Origin of the sequence: Microbacterium elymi, from assembly GCF_021582895.2 — a bacterium.
Classification (GTDB): Bacteria; Actinomycetota; Actinomycetes; order Actinomycetales; family Microbacteriaceae; genus Microbacterium; species Microbacterium humicola.
Map to the genome: position 1 here is coordinate 3,247,549 of NZ_CP091139.2, position 18,056 is coordinate 3,265,604.

At 70.8% G+C, this 18,056-nt stretch carries 11 protein-coding genes and 8 pseudogenes; 17 read left to right on the forward strand and 2 right to left on the reverse strand.

The window, feature by feature from the left end:
* Positions 1-54 precede the first annotated feature (54 nt).
* On the reverse strand, positions 55-357 hold the full coding sequence (locus L2X98_RS17715; RefSeq protein ID WP_354002845.1) for a GntR family transcriptional regulator: 303 nt from the start codon (positions 355-357) through the stop codon (positions 55-57).
* A 376-nt stretch (positions 358-733) separates the two neighbouring features.
* Between L2X98_RS17715 and murC the strand changes: the two genes are divergently transcribed.
* The 16 genes and pseudogenes from murC to L2X98_RS17795 all read left to right on the forward strand — a co-directional run bounded on the left by murC (position 734) and on the right by L2X98_RS17795 (position 16,019).
* Complete coding sequence (murC, locus tag L2X98_RS17720) at positions 734-2,146, forward strand: UDP-N-acetylmuramate--L-alanine ligase (protein ID WP_259611758.1); 1,413 nt, start codon at positions 734-736, stop codon at positions 2,144-2,146.
* A gap of 195 nt (positions 2,147-2,341) precedes the next feature.
* Positions 2,342-2,701 (forward strand): hypothetical protein, encoded by a 360-nt coding sequence (locus tag L2X98_RS17725; RefSeq protein WP_259611759.1) that lies wholly within the window; start codon positions 2,342-2,344, stop codon positions 2,699-2,701.
* Positions 2,632-3,414 (forward strand): FtsQ-type POTRA domain-containing protein, encoded by a 783-nt coding sequence (locus L2X98_RS17730; protein ID WP_259611760.1) that lies wholly within the window; start codon positions 2,632-2,634, stop codon positions 3,412-3,414. The genes L2X98_RS17725 and L2X98_RS17730 overlap by 70 nt, the downstream gene beginning before the upstream one ends.
* 57 nt (positions 3,415-3,471) lie before the next feature.
* Positions 3,472-4,633, forward strand: a pseudogene (gene ftsZ, locus L2X98_RS17735) (cell division protein FtsZ).
* A pseudogene (locus L2X98_RS17740) lies at positions 4,634-5,315 on the forward strand (YggS family pyridoxal phosphate-dependent enzyme). It abuts the pseudogene before it with no gap.
* Positions 5,316-5,346: 31 nt separating this feature from the next.
* Positions 5,347-5,815: pseudogene (locus tag L2X98_RS17745) on the forward strand (cell division protein SepF).
* A 5-nt stretch (positions 5,816-5,820) separates the two neighbouring features.
* Entirely contained in the window at positions 5,821-6,123 is a 303-nt protein-coding gene (locus L2X98_RS17750) for a YggT family protein (RefSeq protein WP_259611761.1), read from the forward strand.
* 138 nt (positions 6,124-6,261) lie between these two features.
* Positions 6,262-6,889: pseudogene (locus tag L2X98_RS17755) on the forward strand (DivIVA domain-containing protein).
* 9 nt (positions 6,890-6,898) lie between these two features.
* Positions 6,899-7,102, forward strand: a complete 204-nt coding sequence (locus tag L2X98_RS17760) for a signal peptidase II (RefSeq protein WP_259611762.1) — start codon at positions 6,899-6,901, stop codon at positions 7,100-7,102.
* Positions 7,029-7,469, forward strand: a complete 441-nt coding sequence (locus tag L2X98_RS17765; RefSeq protein ID WP_259611763.1) for a signal peptidase II — start codon at positions 7,029-7,031, stop codon at positions 7,467-7,469. The genes L2X98_RS17760 and L2X98_RS17765 overlap by 74 nt, the downstream gene beginning before the upstream one ends.
* A gap of 1 nt (position 7,470) precedes the next feature.
* A complete protein-coding gene (locus L2X98_RS17770) occupies positions 7,471-8,391 on the forward strand; it encodes an RluA family pseudouridine synthase (protein WP_259611764.1) in 921 nt (306 codons plus the stop codon).
* Positions 8,392-8,514: 123 nt separating this feature from the next.
* Positions 8,515-11,984 (forward strand): annotated as a pseudogene (gene dnaE, locus L2X98_RS17775) (DNA polymerase III subunit alpha).
* Between the two features lie 54 nt (positions 11,985-12,038).
* Complete coding sequence (locus L2X98_RS17780; RefSeq protein WP_259611765.1) at positions 12,039-13,286, forward strand: hypothetical protein; 1,248 nt, start codon at positions 12,039-12,041, stop codon at positions 13,284-13,286.
* Positions 13,190-14,489 (forward strand): annotated as a pseudogene (hisD, locus tag L2X98_RS17785) (histidinol dehydrogenase). The gene L2X98_RS17780 and the pseudogene hisD overlap by 97 nt, the downstream one beginning before the upstream one ends.
* A gap of 11 nt (positions 14,490-14,500) precedes the next feature.
* Entirely contained in the window at positions 14,501-14,956 is a 456-nt protein-coding gene (gene nrdR / locus L2X98_RS17790; protein ID WP_259611766.1) for a transcriptional regulator NrdR, read from the forward strand.
* A 17-nt stretch (positions 14,957-14,973) separates the two neighbouring features.
* Positions 14,974-16,019, forward strand: a pseudogene (locus L2X98_RS17795) (quinone-dependent dihydroorotate dehydrogenase).
* Here the strand turns inward: L2X98_RS17795 and L2X98_RS17800 are convergent.
* Positions 15,994-16,564, reverse strand: a pseudogene (locus tag L2X98_RS17800) (DUF3043 domain-containing protein). The pseudogenes L2X98_RS17795 and L2X98_RS17800 overlap by 26 nt on opposite strands.
* Positions 16,565-16,609: 45 nt before the next feature.
* On the opposite strand from L2X98_RS17800, the gene L2X98_RS17805 reads away from it, so the two are divergent.
* Complete coding sequence (locus L2X98_RS17805) at positions 16,610-18,007, forward strand: dipeptidase (protein WP_259611767.1); 1,398 nt, start codon at positions 16,610-16,612, stop codon at positions 18,005-18,007.
* Positions 18,008-18,056 lie beyond the last annotated feature (49 nt).

The following is an 18,056-nucleotide window of genomic DNA, read 5'->3' on the forward strand; positions in this document are numbered from 1 at the left end:
GCGAGACGGCGCGGACTCGGGCGCCCGATCTCCGGAGTTCTGCACAGCCGGCCCTCACGCACGCGCGCGCAAGGCTGCCGCGGCGATCGCGAGCGCCTCGTCGGCGGCCAGTCCGAGTCCGCGGACCTGCTCGGCGAACGCGGCCGCCGCGCGCTGAGCCTGCTGCCGCACCGGGTCGCGATCCAAGGTCACGAAGGTGCCGGCGCGTCCGCGGGTCTCGATGACGCCGGATGTCTCGAGCTCGCGGTACGCGCGGGCGACCGTTCCCGCTGCGAGGCCGAGGTCTTCGGCCAGCCGGCGCACCGTGGGGAGCCGTTCGCCGGGCGCGAGCTCGCCGGTGGCGACCGCCGCGACCACCCATGCACGCAGCTTGCTCGAACGGCGGCGTCGGGCTGGTGGGATCGATGGTGATCATGGCGCTCTCGCTGCACGTCGGACGCGGTCGGCGCAGAGGCGGCCGACACGCGAGCGGAGTCGGATGGGGAACGCGACATGTGTACCAGCGATTGTGTGAACGTGTCAATACAGATCCGCCGGGTGCATCGCTCGCGCGCCTGTTTCCGGCATCCGCGCATGAAAGTTTCGGACGCGGAAGCAGGAAACGGCAGCGCGAGCCGGGCGAAGGCCCTGGGTGCGGACGTGACCCGCTACGCGGACGCCACCCGGTGCCCAGGGACCTCCCAGCGCGCCGAGACCGGCGCCATCGGGCCGCCAACTTAGGATGGGAGCCGACATGATCAGACCCGACTTGAGCCTTCCCATCCCCGAGCACATCCGCTCCGCGCACTTCATCGGCGTCGGCGGCTCCGGGATGTCGGGGCTCGCGCGGATGTTCCTGGAGGCCGGGATCCGGGTCTCGGGCTCGGACCGCGCCGACAGCGCGAACCTGCGGGCGCTGGCCGCACTCGGCGCCGACGTGCACATCGGCCACGACGCCGCCCACCTCGGCGACGCCGACACGGTCATCCACACCGGCGCGATCTGGCCGACCAACCCGGAGTACGTGGCGGGCAGGGAGCGCGGCCTCGCCGTCATCCACCGCTCCCAGGCGCTGCACTGGCTGATCGGCGGGCGCCGCCTGGTCTCGGTCGCCGGCGCCCATGGCAAGACCACCTCGACCGGCATGATCGTCACCGCCCTGCAGGAGCTGGACGCCGACCCCACGTTCGTCAACGGAGGCGTGATCGCCGGCCTCGGGTCCTCCAGCGGCACCGGATCGGATGACCTCGTCGTGATCGAGGCGGACGAGTCCGACGGCACGTTCCTCCTCTACGACACCGCGATCGCCCTGGTCACGAACGTCGACCCCGACCACCTGGACCACTACGGCACCGACGAGGCGTTCTACGCCGCATTCGCCGCATTCGCGAACCGTGCGCGCGAGGCGGTCGTGATCTCGGCGGATGACCCGGGCGCGCGCCGGGTCGCCGCCGAGATCGCGCACCCGAACGTGATCACCTTCGGCCTTGCCGCCGACGCCGATGTGCGGCTGAGCGCCGTCCGCGCCGAGGGCCCGGTCGCGTTCACCCTGACCCATGCCGGCACCACCGTGGACGCGCGGCTGGCGGTCCCGGGTGCGCACAACGCGGTCAACGCCGCCGGTGCGGTCGCCGTGCTGCTCACCCTGGGATACGGACTGGATGCCGCGGTCCGGGCGGTCGAGCACTTCACCGGCACCGTCCGCCGCTTCGAGCTGCACGGCGTCCAGCGCGGCGTCAGCGTGTACGACGACTACGCCCACCACCCCACCGAGGTCGCCGCCGCACTCGCGGCCGCCCGCACGGTCGTCGGGAACGGGCGGATCATCGCCCTGCACCAGCCGCACACGTATTCGCGCACACAGCAGATGCACCGCGAGTTCGCCCACGTGCTCGAGTCCCACGCCGATCACACCGTCGTGCTCGACGTCTACGGCGCGCGCGAGGATCCGATCCCCGGTGTCACCGGCCGGCTGGTCAGCGACGACTTCGCCGACCCGGCGCACGTGCACTACGTCGCCGACTGGCAGGATGCCGCGGACTACACCGCCTCGGTCGCGCGGGACGGCGACTACATCGTGACGCTCGGCTGCGGGAACGTGTACCAGATCATCCCGCAGGTCCTGGACGCGCTGGCGCGCGGCACGGAACGGGCCGTGGGGGAGTAGCCCGTGCGCCGGCCCTCTCCGCTGCCTGCCGCTCCCCGCGCGGAGCGACCGCGCGAGCCGAAGCGGTCCGCCGAGCGGAGTCCGTCCGCTCCGTCCGCTCCGTCCGCTCCGTCCGCCACCGATCCCGGGTCGCCCGCGTCGGAGCGTCTCGAGCGCACCGCCGTCGATCCGTCCGACCGGCACCGCGCCGCTCCGGTGATCCCGTTGGCCGACGCCCGCAGCGACGCGTCGGCATCGGATGCCTCGTCCCCGCCGGTCGCCGGGCTCGCCGCATCCCGTCCCACGGCATCCGACCCGACCGCATCCAACCCGACCGCATCCCACCCCGCCGCATCCGGCCGCGCGACATCCGCCGGCGCGGATCCGGACGGGGACGTCGGCGTCCGGGATGTGTGGAAGGCGGCCCGGGCACGGCGCCGGGCGCTGCGCGCCGAGATGCGCCGGTTCACCGTCGGCAGCGCCGGCGGCGCACGATCTGGATCACCGTGGCGGCCGCGATCGTCCTGCTGGTGGCGGGGTCGTTCGGCGCCGCGTACAGCCCCCTGTTCGCGGTGAAGACGATCAACGTCGTGGGCACCCGGAGCCTGGACGCCGGTGAGGTCGAGCACGCGCTGAGCGGCCAGCTCGGGACGCCGCTGCCGTCCGTCGACGCCGGCGAGGTCAAGGCGGCGCTGGTCGCCTTCCCCCTCGTGCAGTCGTATTCGCTCGAGGCGCGCCCGCCGCACGAGCTCGTGGTGCGGATCGTCGAACGCACACCGGTCGGGGTGATCAAGGGCCCGGCCGGCTACACGCTGGTCGACGCGGCCGGCGTCGCCCTGGCGACCACCGCCACGGCGCCCAAGGGCCAGCCCACGATCACCGTGGGCGCCGGGACCACGTCCGAGGCGTTCCGCGCCGCCGGCCAGGTGGTCCGCTCGCTGCCGGCGAGCATCCGCACGAAGGTGACGGCCGTCACGGCCACCACCCCGGACGACGTCACGCTCACCCTCGGCGGCACCGGGCAAGATCCGGTGGGGCAGCGCCGACGACTCCGCGATGAAGGCGCTGGTCCTGCAGAAGCTGATGAAGGGCAAGCCCGCATCGAAGACGTCGTTCTACGACGTCTCATCGCCGCGCGCGGTCGTCGTCCGCTGACCCGGGCCGTCGCCTGGATGCCGGGAACCGGTGAATCCGTCGCGACTTGCACGACACGCCCAGCGGGTTGCGGGCTGCGCGCCCTCGGCCACGTAGCTTCAGTCTCAGGAATTGCATACCGGGCAATTCTTTAAACTTCTAGATGAAGTTGAAGGTTTAAGAGCTTGGTTCGGAACGAGACGGAGGCCGGAATGAGCCAGAACCAGAACTACCTCGCAGTGATCAAGGTGGTCGGGGTCGGCGGCGGCGGTGTGAACGCCGTGAACCGCATGATCGAACTGGGGCTGCGCGGCGTCGAGTTCATCGCCATCAACACCGACGCGCAGGCGCTGCTGATGAGCGACGCCGACGTCAAACTCGACGTCGGACGCGAACTCACCCGCGGACTCGGCGCGGGGGCCGACCCCGAAGTGGGCCGGCGTGCCGCCGAGGATCACGCGGAGGAGATCGAGGAAGCGCTCGCGGGCGCCGACATGGTCTTCGTGACCGCCGGCGAGGGCGGCGGCACCGGCACCGGCGGCGCCCCCGTGGTTGCGAAGATCGCGAAGTCGATCGGGGCGCTGACGATCGGCGTGGTCACCAAGCCGTTCTCGTTCGAAGGACGTCGCCGGCAGAGCCAGGCCGAGACCGGCGTGGGCAAGCTGAAGGAAGAGGTCGACACCCTCATCGTCGTGCCGAACGATCGGCTGCTGGAGATCAGCGACCGCGGCATCTCGATGATCGAGGCGTTCGCGACGGCCGACCAGGTGCTCCTGGCCGGCGTGCAGGGCATCACCGACCTGATCACGACCCCCGGCCTGATCAACCTCGACTTCGCCGACGTCAAGTCGGTGATGCAGGGCGCCGGATCCGCGCTGATGGGCATCGGCTCCGCTCGCGGAGCCGACCGGGCGATCAAGGCCGCCGAGCTGGCGGTCGAATCGCCGCTGCTGGAGGCATCGATCGAGGGCGCGCACGGCGTGCTGCTGTCGATCCAGGGCGGGTCCAACCTGGGCATCTTCGAGATCAACGATGCCGCGCAAGCTGGTCAAGGAGGCGGCCCACCCCGAGGCGAACATCATCTTCGGCACCGTCATCGACGACACGCTCGGCGACGAGGTGCGGGTCACCGTGATCGCGGCCGGCTTCGACGGCGGCGAGCCGATGCAGCGGATCGAGCCGATGGTCACGTCCCGGTCGGCCGGCGCCCCGGCGCTGCCGACGACCCCGGCCGAGGAGGCCGCCGTGCGTGCCCCGGACGTCGACGCCGAAGAGGAGAAGGTCGCCGGCATCCCGGTGCCGGTCGTCGCCGAGTCCGGATACGACTCGGCGTTCGGCGAGGACGACCTGGACATCCCGGACTTCCTGAAGTAAGTGGACGATCTCGCCTCGCGGCTGGCCGACGTCGACGCGCGCATCGCGGATGCGGCGCGGGCGGCGGGGCGGGATCCGTCCACCATCACCCGGATCGTGGTCACCAAGTTCCACCCGGCGTCGCTGGTCGCCGACCTGCACCGCCTCGGAGTCCGGGATGTCGGCGAGAACCGCCAGCAGGAGCTGACGGCCAAGGCCGGCGAGCTCACCGCGCTCACCGACCTGCGCTGGCACTTCATCGGCCAGGCGCAGACCAAGAAGGCCCGCGCCATCCGGGCCGCGGCATCCGTCGTGCATTCCGTCGATCGCGATCGGCTCGCCGATGCGCTCGAGCAGGCCGGCGAGGGCGCGGACACCCTCGATGTGCCTGCAGATCAACCTGACCGACGACCCCGACCGCGGCGGGGCGACGCCGGCCGAGATCGAGCGACTGGCCGCGCACGTGGCCGGATGCCGCACCTTGCGCGTGCGCGGGGTCATGGCGGTCGCGCCCCTGGACGAAGCACCGGCGGCCGCGTTCGAACGTCTGGCCGGACACGCCGACCGGGTGCGCACGGTGATCCCGGACGCCGACTGGATGTCGGCGGGCATGACCGCTGACTTCGCCGAGGCGATCGCCGCAGGCGCGACACACCTGCGGATCGGCACGGCAATCACGGGTCAGCGCCCCACGCGCAATTAGCCTCGAATCAGACGAGCAAACGGAGGATGCGATGTCGAACCCGCTCAAGAAGACCATGGTGTACCTGGGCCTGGCCGATGAGGAAGAGATCTACGAGGACGAGCCCGTGCACCAGCCGGCCGCCCGCAGCTCCTCGAAGAGCGTCGAGAAGCCGGCGGCTCCCGTGACGCCCATCCACCGTCCGGCGGTCGTGCGTCAGCCGGCGCCGAGCGTGGTCAGCGAGATCCTCACGGTGCACCCCAAGCAGTACCGCGACGCGCAAGCTGATCGCCGAGAACTTCCGCGAGGGCATCCCGGTGATCATCAACCTGTCGCAGATGAGCGACGCCGACGCACGTCGACTGGTCGACTTCGCCAGCGGACTGTCGCTCGGCCTGTACGGGCGCATCGAGCGCGTCACCAGCAAGGTGTTCCTGCTCTCGCCGGAGAACGTCGCGCTCTCCGGTGACGGGACCGTCGCCCAGGCGGATCCCGAAGTGACGCCCTTCGCGCAGTCCTAGTCGACGTGGGAGCAGTCCACCTCGTCGCGACGATCCTGAACGGGATCCTCCTGCTGTATGTCCTCGTGCTGCTCGCCCGGATGGTCTTGGATTACATCCCGATGTTCAATCGTGGATGGCGCCCGACCGGACCGTGGCTGATCGTCGCCGAAGTCGTCTACACGGTCACCGACCCGCCCATCCGGTTCCTGCGTCGCTTCCTCAAACCGGTGCGGATCGGACCGGTCGCGATCGACTTCGCGTTCACCATCGTGCTCCTGGCCTGCTTCGTGCTGCTGTCCATCACCCGGGTCCTGATGGTGGTGTGACGGCCGCGGCGCGCCCCCGCCGACCTCGCACGGCGAGAGCACGGCGGCTATGCTTTCCTGGTACGACCGGTCGACAACGCCGGTTATCCTGACATCGGCCAGCATCATGTTGGAGAACGAGCCCCGAAAGAGGAAGAAATGCCTTTGACTCCGGATGACGTCGTCACCAAGCAGTTCCAGCACGTCCGGTTCAAGGAGGGCTTCGACCCCGATGAGGTCGACGACTTCCTCGACGAGATCGTGGTCGAGTGGCGCAAGACGATCGCCGAGAACGACGAGCTGAAGGCGAAGCTGGCCGCCTACGAGTCCGGCGCCGAGGCGCCCGCCGCGGCCCCGGCCGAGGCCCCCGCCGCCGAGGCGGCCGAGGCACCCGCGCCCGCGCCCGCCCCGGTGGCCGCCGAGCAGCCGGCAGCACAGGCCGCCGCACCGACCGACGGCGCCAACCAGAGCGCCGGGATCATCGAGCTCGCCCAGCGTCTGCACGACGAGCACGTCGCCGAGGGCAAGGCCCAGCACGACAAGCTCATCGCCGAGGCGCAGGCACAGGCCACCGCCATCGTTTCCGAGGCCGAGGCACGCGGCCGCGAGGAGATCGCCCGTCTCGACAAGGAGCGCACCACCCTCGAGGGCCGCATCACGCAGCTGCGCGATTTCGAGCGCGACTACCGCGCTCAGCTTGCGCAGCGACATCGAGGGCAAGCTGCGCGACCTCGAGACCACCGCGACGTCCTCGGGCGCGACGCCCGTCTCGGCCGTCGGGCTGTAGGCCCGGCCGTTGAGCGGCCGCTCGCCTCTGCGTACGGCGGCGACCGGCACGATCGTCGTGATCCTCGCGACCGTCGTGCTGGCCGCCGACCAGTTCACGAAGTACCTCGCGCTGCAGAATCTGCCGCTCGAGGCAGCCGGTGCACGTCATCGGCAACTTTCTGATCTTCTTCCTCATCAAGAACGCCGGGGCGGCGTTCTCGCTCGGCAGTGACGTCACCTGGCTGTTCACGATCGCGCTGGCGGTGGTGGCGCTGGTGATCATCTGGCTGGTCGGCTCGCGGGTGCGCTCTCGGGCGTGGGCGATCATCCTCGGGCTGCTGCTGGGTGGCGTGCTCGGGAACCTCTCCGATCGGCTGTTCCGAGAGCCGGGCTTCGGGGTGGGCCACGTCGTCGACTTCATCAACACCCCGTGGATGATGCCCGCGACCTACAACGTCGCCGACATGTTCATCACGACGATGATGGTCAGCGTGGCGATCCTCGTGCTGCTGGGCGTGCGACTGGACGGCACCCGCGACAGGGGCAAGGACGCGAACAGCGGCAAGGACGCGAAGTCCGCGGCCTCCACCGAGGACTGAGGTGGAGTCCCGCACGCTTCCGGTGCCGGACGGTCTGGACGGCGTCCGGGTGGATGCCGCCCTGGCCAAGATGCTCGGCTTCTCGCGTACGTTCGCGGCGGAGATCGCCGACGGTGGCGGTGTCGCGCTGGACGGCCGTGAGGTCGGCAAGTCCGACCGGCTGCACGCCGGCTCCTGGCTCGAGGTGACGTGGACGCCCAAGTCGGCCCCGACCGTCGAGGCGATCGCGGTGCCCGACCTGCGCATCGTGCACCAGGACGACGACATCATCGTGGTCGACAAGCCCGCGGGCGTCGCCGCGCACCCCTCGCTCGGCTGGGAGGGCCCGACGGTGCTCGGCGCGCTGGCCGCCGCCGGGCTGCGGGTCGCGACATCGGGTCCGCCCGAGAGGCAGGGGATCGTGCATCGGCTGGATGCCGGCACCAGCGGCCTGATGGTGGTGGCCTCCAGCGAACGGGCGTTCATCCTCCTCAAGCGCGCGTTCAAGGAGCGCACGGTCGAGAAGGTGTATCACGCCGTGGTGCAGGGACACCCGGACCCGCTGGCCGGCACCATCGACGCGCCGATCGGGCGGCACCGCACGCATCCGTGGAAGTTCGCGGTGACCCCCGACGGCAAGGACTCGGTCACGCATTACGAGACGATCGAGGCCTTCCGCGGGGCATCTCTGCTCGAGATCCACCTCGAGACCGGGCGCACCCACCAGATCCGCGTGCACATGGCCGCGCACCGGCACCCCTGCGTCGGCGATCCGCTGTACGGCGCCGACCCGACGCTGTCGGCCCGGCTCGGCCTGCAGCGGCAGTGGCTGCACGCGCACCGGCTCGCGTTCGTCCATCCCGGCACCGGCGACCCGGTGACGTTCACCTCGCCCTACCCGGCCGATCTGCAGCACGCGCTGGACATCCTGGGCGACCAGTAGCGCACACGGCCGGTCCGGGCACGGACGGGCATCGGCGGGCCGCGGACGTCGGCGCCGATCCGTAGACTCGAAGACGTGGCATCCGACTCCTTCGCTCACCTGCACGTCCACAGCGAGTACTCGATGCTGGACGGCGCCGCCCGCATCGGCTCGATGGTGGAAGAGGCGGCCCGGCTGCAGATGCCGGCGATCGCCGTCACCGACCACGGGAACACGTTCGCCGCGTTCGAGTTCTACAAGGCGGCCAAGGATGCCGGGGTCAAGCCGATCATCGGCGTCGAGGCCTATGTGACCCCGGGCACCCACCGCTCCGACCGGGCGCGCGTGCGCTGGGGCGGCCCCGACCAGAGCGACGACGACGTGTCCGGCTCCGGCGCGTACACGCACATGACGCTGCTCAGCGAGACGACCGAGGGGATGCACAATCTCTTCCGCCTGTCGTCGAAGGCGAGTCTGGAGGGCTACTACTTCAAGCCCCGGATGGACCGCGAACTGCTGCAGAGCTACAGCAAGGGGCTGATCGCCACCACCGGATGCCCGTCCGGCGAGATCCAGACCCGGCTGCGGCTGGGGCAGTACGACGCGGCCCGGGCCGCCGCCGCCGAGTTCCAGGACATCTTCGGCCGCGACAACTACTTCGCCGAGATGATGGACCACGGCCTGTCGATCGAGCGCCGCGTGATCGACGACCTGCTGAAGATCGCCAAGGACCTGAACATCCCGCGGCTGGCCACGAACGACTCGCACTACACGCACCGCGACGACGCCACCAGCCACGCCGCGCTGCTGTGCGTCCAGTCCGGTTCGACCCTGGACGACCCCAAGCGGTTCCAGTTCAACGGCGACGGCTACTACATCAAGTCGCCGGCCGAGATGCGCCAGCTCTTCCGCGACCACCCGGACGCGTGCGACAACACGCTGCTGATCGCCGAGCGCTGCAATGTCGAGTTCAACACCGGCGCGAACTACATGCCGCGCTACCCGGTCCCCGAGGGCGAGACCGAGGAGAGCTGGTTCATCAAGGAGGTCGAGAACGGGCTGGACTTCCGCTACCCCGACGGCATCCCCGACGCGGTCCGCACGCAGGCCGACTACGAGTGCGGCGTCATCGTGCAGATGGGCTTCCCGGGGTACTTCCTGGTGGTGGCCGACTTCATCAACTGGGCCAAGGACCACGGCATCCGCGTCGGACCGGGCCGCGGCTCCGGCGCCGGCTCGATGGCCGCGTACGCGATGCGGATCACCGACCTCGACCCGCTGGACCACGGCCTCATCTTCGAGCGGTTCCTCAACCCCGACCGCGTATCGATGCCCGACTTCGACGTCGACTTCGACGACCGCCGCCGCGGCGAGGTGATCCAGTACGTCACCGAGAAGTACGGCGACGACCGGGTCGCCCAGATCGTGACGTACGGGACGATCAAGGCGAAGCAGGCGCTGAAGGACGCCGGGCGGGTCCTCGGCTTCCCGTTCAGCATGGGCGAGAAGCTCACCAAGGCGATGCCGCCCGCCGTGATGGGCAAGGACATGCCGCTGGGCGGCATGTTCGACCCGCAGCATCCGCGCTACAAGGAGGCCTCCGAGTTCCGCACGGTCATCGAGACCGATCCCGAGGCCAAGACCGTCTTCGACACCGCCGTCGGGCTGGAGAACCTGAAGCGCCAGTGGGGCGTGCATGCGGCCGGCGTCATCATGTCCAGCCATCCGCTGATCGACATCATCCCGATCATGAAGCGCGAGCAGGACGGGCAGATCGTCACGCAGTTCGACTACCCGACCTGCGAGTCGCTCGGCCTGATCAAGATGGACTTCCTGGGGCTGCGCAACCTCACGATCATCAACGACGCGCTGGACAACATCGAGGCCAACCGCGGCCACCCCCTCGTCCTGGAGGAGCTGCCGCTGGACGACCGGGAGTCGTACGACCTGCTCGCCCGCGGCGACACGCTGGGCGTGTTCCAGCTCGACGGCGGCCCGATGCGGTCGCTGCCGGCTGATGAAGCCCGACAACTTCGAGGACATCTCCGCCGTCATCGCGCTGTATCGGCCCGGCCCGATGGGGGCCAACTCGCACATCAACTACGCGCTGCGCAAGAACGGGCAGCAGGAGATCTCCCCGATCCACCCGCAGCTCGCCGAGCCGCTGGAGGAGATCCTCTCCACCAGCTACGGGCTGATCATCTACCAGGAGCAGGTGATGGCGATCGCGCAGCGGGTCGCCGGCTTCTCGCTCGGCCAGGCCGACATCCTGCGTCGGGCGATGGGCAAGAAGAAGAAGTCCGAGCTGGACAAGCAGTACGAGGGCTTCCACCAGGGCATGATCGATCGCGGCTTCGGCGAGCCGGCGATCAAGGCCCTGTGGGACATCCTCCTGCCGTTCTCGGACTACGCGTTCAACAAGGCGCACTCGGCCGCGTACGGACTCGTGTCGTACTGGACCGCGTATCTGAAGGCGCACTATCCGGCCGAGTACATGGCCGCGCTGCTGACCAGCGTCGGCGACTCGAAGGACAAGCTCGCGCTGTACCTGAACGAGTGCCGCCGCATGGGCATCCAGGTGCTCCCGCCGGACGTGTCCGAGTCGATCAAGTACTTCGCGGCCGTCGGCGAGGATATCCGCTTCGGCCTGGGCGCCGTGCGCAACGTCGGCTCGAACGTGGTCGACGGGATCGTGAAGGCGCGCGCCGACGGTCCGTACACCTCGTTCCACGACTTCCTGCGCCGGGTGCCCGTGCACGTCGCGAACAAGCGCACGGTGGAGTCGCTGATCAAGGCCGGGGCGTTCGACTCGTTCGCGGTGACGCGCCGTGCGCTGGTGGAGATCCACGAGGACGCGACCGAGGCCGCGGTGCTGGACAAGCGGCGCGAGGCCAACGGCGAGGTGGGGTTCGACTTCGACTCGCTGTGGGGTGAGGACGAGCCGCAGAACGACGCCAAGGTCCCGGACCGACCGGAGTGGACCAAGAAGGACAAGCTCGCGTTCGAGCGCGAGATGCTCGGGCTCTACGTGTCCGACCACCCGCTGGCCGGGCTCGAGATCCCGCTCGCCAAGCACGCCTCGATGAACATCCACGACCTCCTCTCGAACGAGGACATCCGCGACGGCGAGCAGGTGACGGTCGCCGGCCTGGTCACCAGCGTCCAGCATCGCGTGGCCAAGTCCAGCGGCAACCCGTACGGCATGATCACCGTCGAGGACTTCGACGGCGAGGTCACCGTCATGTTCATGGGCAAGACGTACACCGAGTTCCAGCTCATGCTGCAGGCCGACTCGATCCTCGTCGTGCGCGGCCGGGTGTCGCGGCGCGACGACGGGCTGAACCTGCACGCCCAGTCGGCGTTCGCCCCGGACCTCGGGGTGGTGGATGCCTCGGGTCCGCTCGCCGTCACGATCCCCGAGTCGCGCGCCACCCAGCGGGTGATCACCGAGCTGGCCGAGATGCTCGAGCGGCACCGCGGCGACACCGAAGTCTCGCTCCGGCTTGCACCGCAGCGGGGTGGCGAAGGTCTTCGACGTGCCCATGCCGGTGCGGGTCACCGCCGATCTGTACGGCGAGCTGAAGGGGCTGCTCGGCCCGAACTGCCTGACATGACGCTCGGGTAGGATCTGACGACGCGCGCAGGCGCGATGAACGGAAGGAACGCACGTGACGGACGAAAACCCCACCGACCCGAACGAACTGTCCGAGTCCGAGAACGCCGCGACCGCCCCCGGTGACGCCGCCCTGGACGACACGCACGATGCGAGCGCGCTCCTCGGGACCGGCGCGGACGCGTTCGGTGCGGCCGACGAGACCGCCGATTCCGACACGGCCGGTGGCACCGGCGCCGCGGGCGCTGTGCCCGTCCAGTACGGCGTGGGCCCGTTCTCGCTGCGCGAGGTGATCCTGGCCGGCGTGTGGCTGGTCGCCTTCGTGATCTCGTTCTTCTCCACTCGGGAGTTCGTGTTCAGCTCGGTCTGGACCAGCGGGATCGACTGGATCCTCACCATCGGCGTGCCCACGGTGGCCGTCTTCCTGCTCGTGCTGCGGCGGCTGTCCCCGACCGGGATCCGCCGGGTCGGATCCCTCGGCATCGACCAGTTCGCCTCGGTGGCGTTCTCGGTCTCGGCCGTCATCTGGCTCGGCCAGCTGTGGTCGCAGGTCGCCGTCGCGATCGCCGGCGGCCCCTGGGTGCTGACCTGGGTGTCGTGGGTCGAATTCATCCTCATGCTCGCCGGCGTCGTCCTCACCGTGGGCGCCGTGCTCATCCCCGGCCTGGCCGAGGACTTCCAGCACCGGGCCGAGACGGTCTCGCACCGTGCCGCGCGCACCGTGCGTCCGATCACCGCACGCCCGCACCCGGTCGGCGGTGCGGCATCCTCGGCCGGCGCATCGGCCGCATCGGGGCGGGCGCTGGACGGCGGCACGGCCGCGTACGATGCCGGGGCCGCCGACACGGGCTCGTACGACGCCGCACCCGACGGCGGCGCCGAGCAGTCCGGCTTCTCCGTCGACTCGTTCGCCCCCGCGACCGACACCGGCGCACAGCCGGTGGCGCAGGCGCCGGCGCAGCAGGCGTTCTGGGCCCTCGTCCCCCAGGAGCGGGACGTGGTCGATGAGAACGGCACGCCGCTGTTCCGCATCGGCCCGACCGCGTGGGCGCTGGTCATCGAGGATCGCGGATCGTCGTACGTCATCCGGCACGAGGACGGCCGCGTGGGACAGCTTGCACGACATCTCGGGCGTCACGCGGGGCTGAACCCGGCTCCCCGGAGCATCGCGTCGGGGCGCGGCATCCCACCCGATAACCTGGAGGGATGCTGCGCACCATCGATCTCCGAGGCCGTTCGCACAGCCCCGCCGAGCTGCTGGCCGCCGTGCCGCGGGCGCGCGCGGCGCGCGCCGACGCGCTGACCGCCGCCGCGGAGCTCGTCCACGACGTCGCCGCTCGAGGCGAGGCCGCCCTGCGCGAGCAGGCCGAGCGCTTCGACCATGTCACCGGTCACGCCCTCCGGGTGCCGGCGGAACACTTGACCGAGGCCGCGGACCGACTCGACCCCGCCGTGCGCGCCGCGCTGGAGGAGTCGATCCGGCGGGTGCGCGCGGCGTCCGCCGCCCAGGTGCCCGCGGGCACCGTCACCGTTCTGGCCGACGGGGAGAGGTCGGCAGCGCTGGCAGCCGGTCGGGCGTGCCGGCGTGTACGTCCCCGGCGGCAAGGCCGTCTATCCGTCCAGCGTCGTGATGAACGTCGTGCCCGCTCAGGTCGCCGGCGTCCGCAGCGTGGCGCTGGCCTCGCCCGCGCAGGCCGAGTTCGACGGCCGCGTGCACCCCGACATCCTCGCGGCCGCCCACCTGCTCGGCATCGACGAGGTCTACGCCATGGGCGGAGCCGGCGCGATCGGGGCATTCGCCCACGGCGTCGCATCGATCGGCCTCGACCCGGTCGACGTCGTCAGCGGGCCCGGCAACAACTTCGTCGCGGCGGCCAAGCGCGCCGTGGCGGGGATCGTCGGGGTGGATGCCGAGGCCGGCGCGACCGAGATCCTCGTGGTCGCCGACGCGGCGGCCGACCCGGCCTGGGTCGCCGTCGACCTCATCAGCCAGGCCGAGCACGACGAGCAGGCGGCGGCCGTGCTGGTCACCGACAGCCCGGACCTGGCCGAGCGGGTGCGTGCCGAGGTCGCCCGGCGGGTGGATGCCACCCGCAACGGCGTCCGTGCGCGGCAGGCGCTCGAGGGCGTGCAGTCGGCGATCGTGCTCGTGGACGACCTGGCCGCGGCGACGTCCTTCAGCAACGCGTACGCGCCCGAGCACCTCGAGCTGCACCTGGCCGAGCCGCACCCGGAGCGCTTCACCGGAGCCGGTGCGGTCTTCGTCGGCCCGTACTCGCCCGTCAGCCTCGGGGACTACCTCGCCGGCAGCGACCACGTGCTGCCCACCGGAGGGCAGGCGCGCTACGCGCCGGGACTCTCGGCGGCGACCTTCCTACGGCCGCAGCAGGTGATCACCTACAGCCGCGAGGCGCTGGCCGAGGTCGCCGATCACATCGTGACGCTCGCCGACGCCGAGGCGCTGCCCGCGCACGGCGAGGCCGTGCAGGCCAGGTTCGCGGGGTAGTCTGTCGGCTGATGCACTGCCCGTTCTGCCGCCACCCCGATTCTCGCGTCATCGACTCGCGCACCAGCGAGGATGGCCTGAGCATCCGCCGTCGTCGCCAATGCCCCGAGTGCGGCGGCCGGTTCTCGACCGTGGAGACCGCCAGCCTGAGCGTGCTCAAGCGGTCGGGCGTGGCCGAGCCGTTCAGCCGGGAGAAGGTCGCCGCCGGCGTGCGCAAGGCGTGCCAGGGACGTCCGGTGACCGAGGACGATCTGGCGCTGCTGGCCCAGAAGGTGGAGGAGTCCGTCCGCGGCACGGGGGCGTCCCAGATCGAGACCGGCGACATCGGCCTGGCGATCCTGGGGCCGCTGCGCGACCTGGACGAGGTCGCCTACCTGCGGTTCGCGAGCGTCTATCAGGGCTTCGACTCGCTGGAGGACTTCGAGGAGTCCATCGCGCAGCTGCGCGCCGATCACGGCACCGCCTGACCGTTACGCTGGAGCGGATGTATCCCTTCTTCTTCCGCACGGTCCTGTCGCGCCTGGACGCCGAGTTCGCCCACCATTGCGGGATGCTCGTCGTCCGCCTGGTCGGCATTCGTCCGTTCGCCTGGATCGCCCGTCCGCTGACCCGGCCGGCGAACCGGCTGCAGACCCGCGCGCTGGGCCTGGTCTTCGACTCGCCGTTCGGGGTGGCCGCCGGCTTCGACAAGAACGTCGTCGGCGTGCCGGGACTGACCGCGCTCGGATTCGGGCACGTCGAAGTGGGGACGGTGACGGCCGTCCCGCAGGAGGGCAACCCGAAGCCGCGCCTGTTCCGGCTGATCCCGGACCGTGCCTTGGTGAACCGGATGGGGTTCAACAACCGCGGGGCCGCGGCCGCCGCGGCGCGCTTGGCACGGATGCGCCGGCGTCGCCGGCACCGCGCGCTGATCGGGGTGAACATCGGCAAGAGCCGCGTGGTCGACGTCGCCGATGCGACCGCCGACTACGTCCGCAGCGCGACGCTCCTGGCGCCGCTGGCCGACTACCTCGCCGTGAATGTGTCCTCGCCGAACACGCCCGGCCTGCGCGGGCTGCAGGCGGTCCAGACGCTGCGCCCGCGCTGCAGGCGGTGCAGGATGCCGCGGGCCGGACCCCGCTGCTGGTGAAGATCGCGCCGGATCTGCCCGATGACGAGATCGCCGCGATCGCGCAGATGGCGGTCGAGACCGGGCTTTCCGGCATCATCGTCACGAACACGACGATCTCGCGCGACGGCCTGATCACCGATCCCACGGTGGTGGAGGCTGCGGGGGAGGGCGGGCTGTCGGGAGCGCCGTTGAAGGCCCGGGCGCTCGAGGTCCTGCGGCTGGTGCGCGCCACCGTCCCGGCGGCGTTCACCGTGATCGCCGTCGGCGGCGTCGAGACCGCGCAGGACGTGCGGGAGCGGCTGGATGCCGGTGCCGACCTCGTGCAGGGCTACACGGCGTTCCTGTATCGCGGCCCGTTCTGGGCGCGTCAGATCAACCGCGGGCTGCTGGCGCTCACCGCGGGTGCTGCCCGCGCCTGACCTGTGCCTTGGGCAGACGCATCCAGCGCATCTGGATCGTGCGCATCGCGCCGTACCAGCCCAGACCCTTCTCGCGACGGTCGCCGAACTTGCGCAAGGCGGCGCGCTTGATCCGGAACGACGTGATCACCATGTCGAGGATCACCAGCAGCACGAACACCCAGAGGATGATGAATGCGTACATCTGCGAGCCAGGGCATCGACTGCAGGAACGTGACGAGGATGACCACGATCATCAGCGGCATGATCAGTTCGCCCAGGTGCCATCCGGCGTCGACGAAATCGCGGACGAACCGGCGCTGCGGCCCCTTGTCACGGACCGGCAGGTACTTGTCGTCCCCGTTGGCCATGCCGATGCGGGCCTTCTCCCGCTGCGAGGCGGCATCGGCCTTCTGCCGCTGGCGGGCCTCCTTCGTGTCCGGCACGAGGGGGCGCTTGCGCGCCGCCTCCTGCTCGGCGCGCGACGGCGTCGGCCGGCCTTTGCCGGTCGCGGTCTCTTCGCCGTCGGCGACTTCCTCGGCGGGGGCGGAGGTCTTCTTGGACACGGATATCCTCGGTTCGATCAGAGCGGTCCCTTTAAGATTACCCGCATGACCTCTGAACCGTCCCGTCCCGCCTCTGTCCGCGACGCCGCGACCGGCGGCATCCCCGCGGCGCTGGCAGACCTGGGTGCGCTGGTGCGGATCCCGTCGGTTGCGTTCCCCGGCTTCGACCGGGCCGAGGTGCAGCGCAGCGCCGAGGCGGTCAAGGCCCTCGCCGAGGGCACCGGCCTCTTCGAATCCGTGCAGATCCGGGATGCCGCGATCCCCGGGACCGAGGAGCGCGGCATGCCCGCCGTCCTGGCCACGCGGGCCGCGCGCAACGGCCGGCCGACCATCCTGCTGTACGCGCACCACGACGTCCAGCCGGTCGGAGACGAGACCCTGTGGGACTCGCCGCCGTTCGAGCCCACCGTGCGCGACGGGCGGCTGTACGGCCGGGGCGCGGCCGACGACAAGGCCGGGGTGATGGTGCACATCGGCGCGCTGCGAGCGCTGCGCGAAGCGCTCGGCGACGACCTGGACCTGGGCGTCGCGCTGTTCATCGAGGGCGAGGAGGAGGCCGGATCGCGGTCCTTCGCCTCGTTCCTCGCCGATAACGCCGATGCGCTGCGCGCCGACGTGATCGTGGTGGCGGACTCGGGCAACTGGGATGCTGTCACTCCGGCGCTGACCGTGTCGCTGCGCGGCAACGCGCGCTTCACGATGACCGTGTGCACGCTCGAGCACGCCTCGCACTCCGGCATGTTCGGCGGAGCGGTGCCGGACGCCATGATGGCGACCGTCCGGCTGCTGTCCACCCTGTGGGACGAGGACGGCGCGGTGGCCGTCGAGGGGCTCACGGTTCGGGATGCCGCGACCCCGACGACGTACACCGAGCAGACCCTGCGCGACGAGGCCGGGCTGCCGGAAGGGGTCCAGCCGGTGGGTCGGGACAGCATCCTCAGCCGGATCTGGAACAAGCCGTCGATCACCGTCACCGGGATCGACGCGCCGAGCGTGCGCAACGCGTCCAACACGCTCAGCCCCGAGATCAGCGTCGTGATCAGCGCACGGGTGGCGCCCGGCCAGGCGGCCGGCGACGCCTATCAGGCCATCGCCGCCCATCTGCGCGCGCACGCGCCCTTCGGCGCGCAGCTGGAATTCGGCGACGTCGACCTCGGCGACGGGTTCCTGGTCGACACCAGCGGCTGGGCGGTGGCCGACGCCCGCGACTCGTTCCGGGACGGCTACGGCGTCGAGCCGGTGGACCTGGGCGTCGGCGGATCGATCCCGTTCATCGCCGATCTGGTCCGCACCTTCCCCGAGGCGCAGATCCTGGTCACCGGGGTGGAGGACCCGCACGCCCGCGCGCACAGCCCGAACGAGTCGCTGCACCTGGACACGTTCCGGCACGCGCTGCTGGCCGAGGCGCTGCTGCTGGAGCGGCTGGACGCGCGCACGCTCTGACACCGGAGACACGCGGCGACCCGGGCCCGATCGTGCGGTCCGGGCGTAG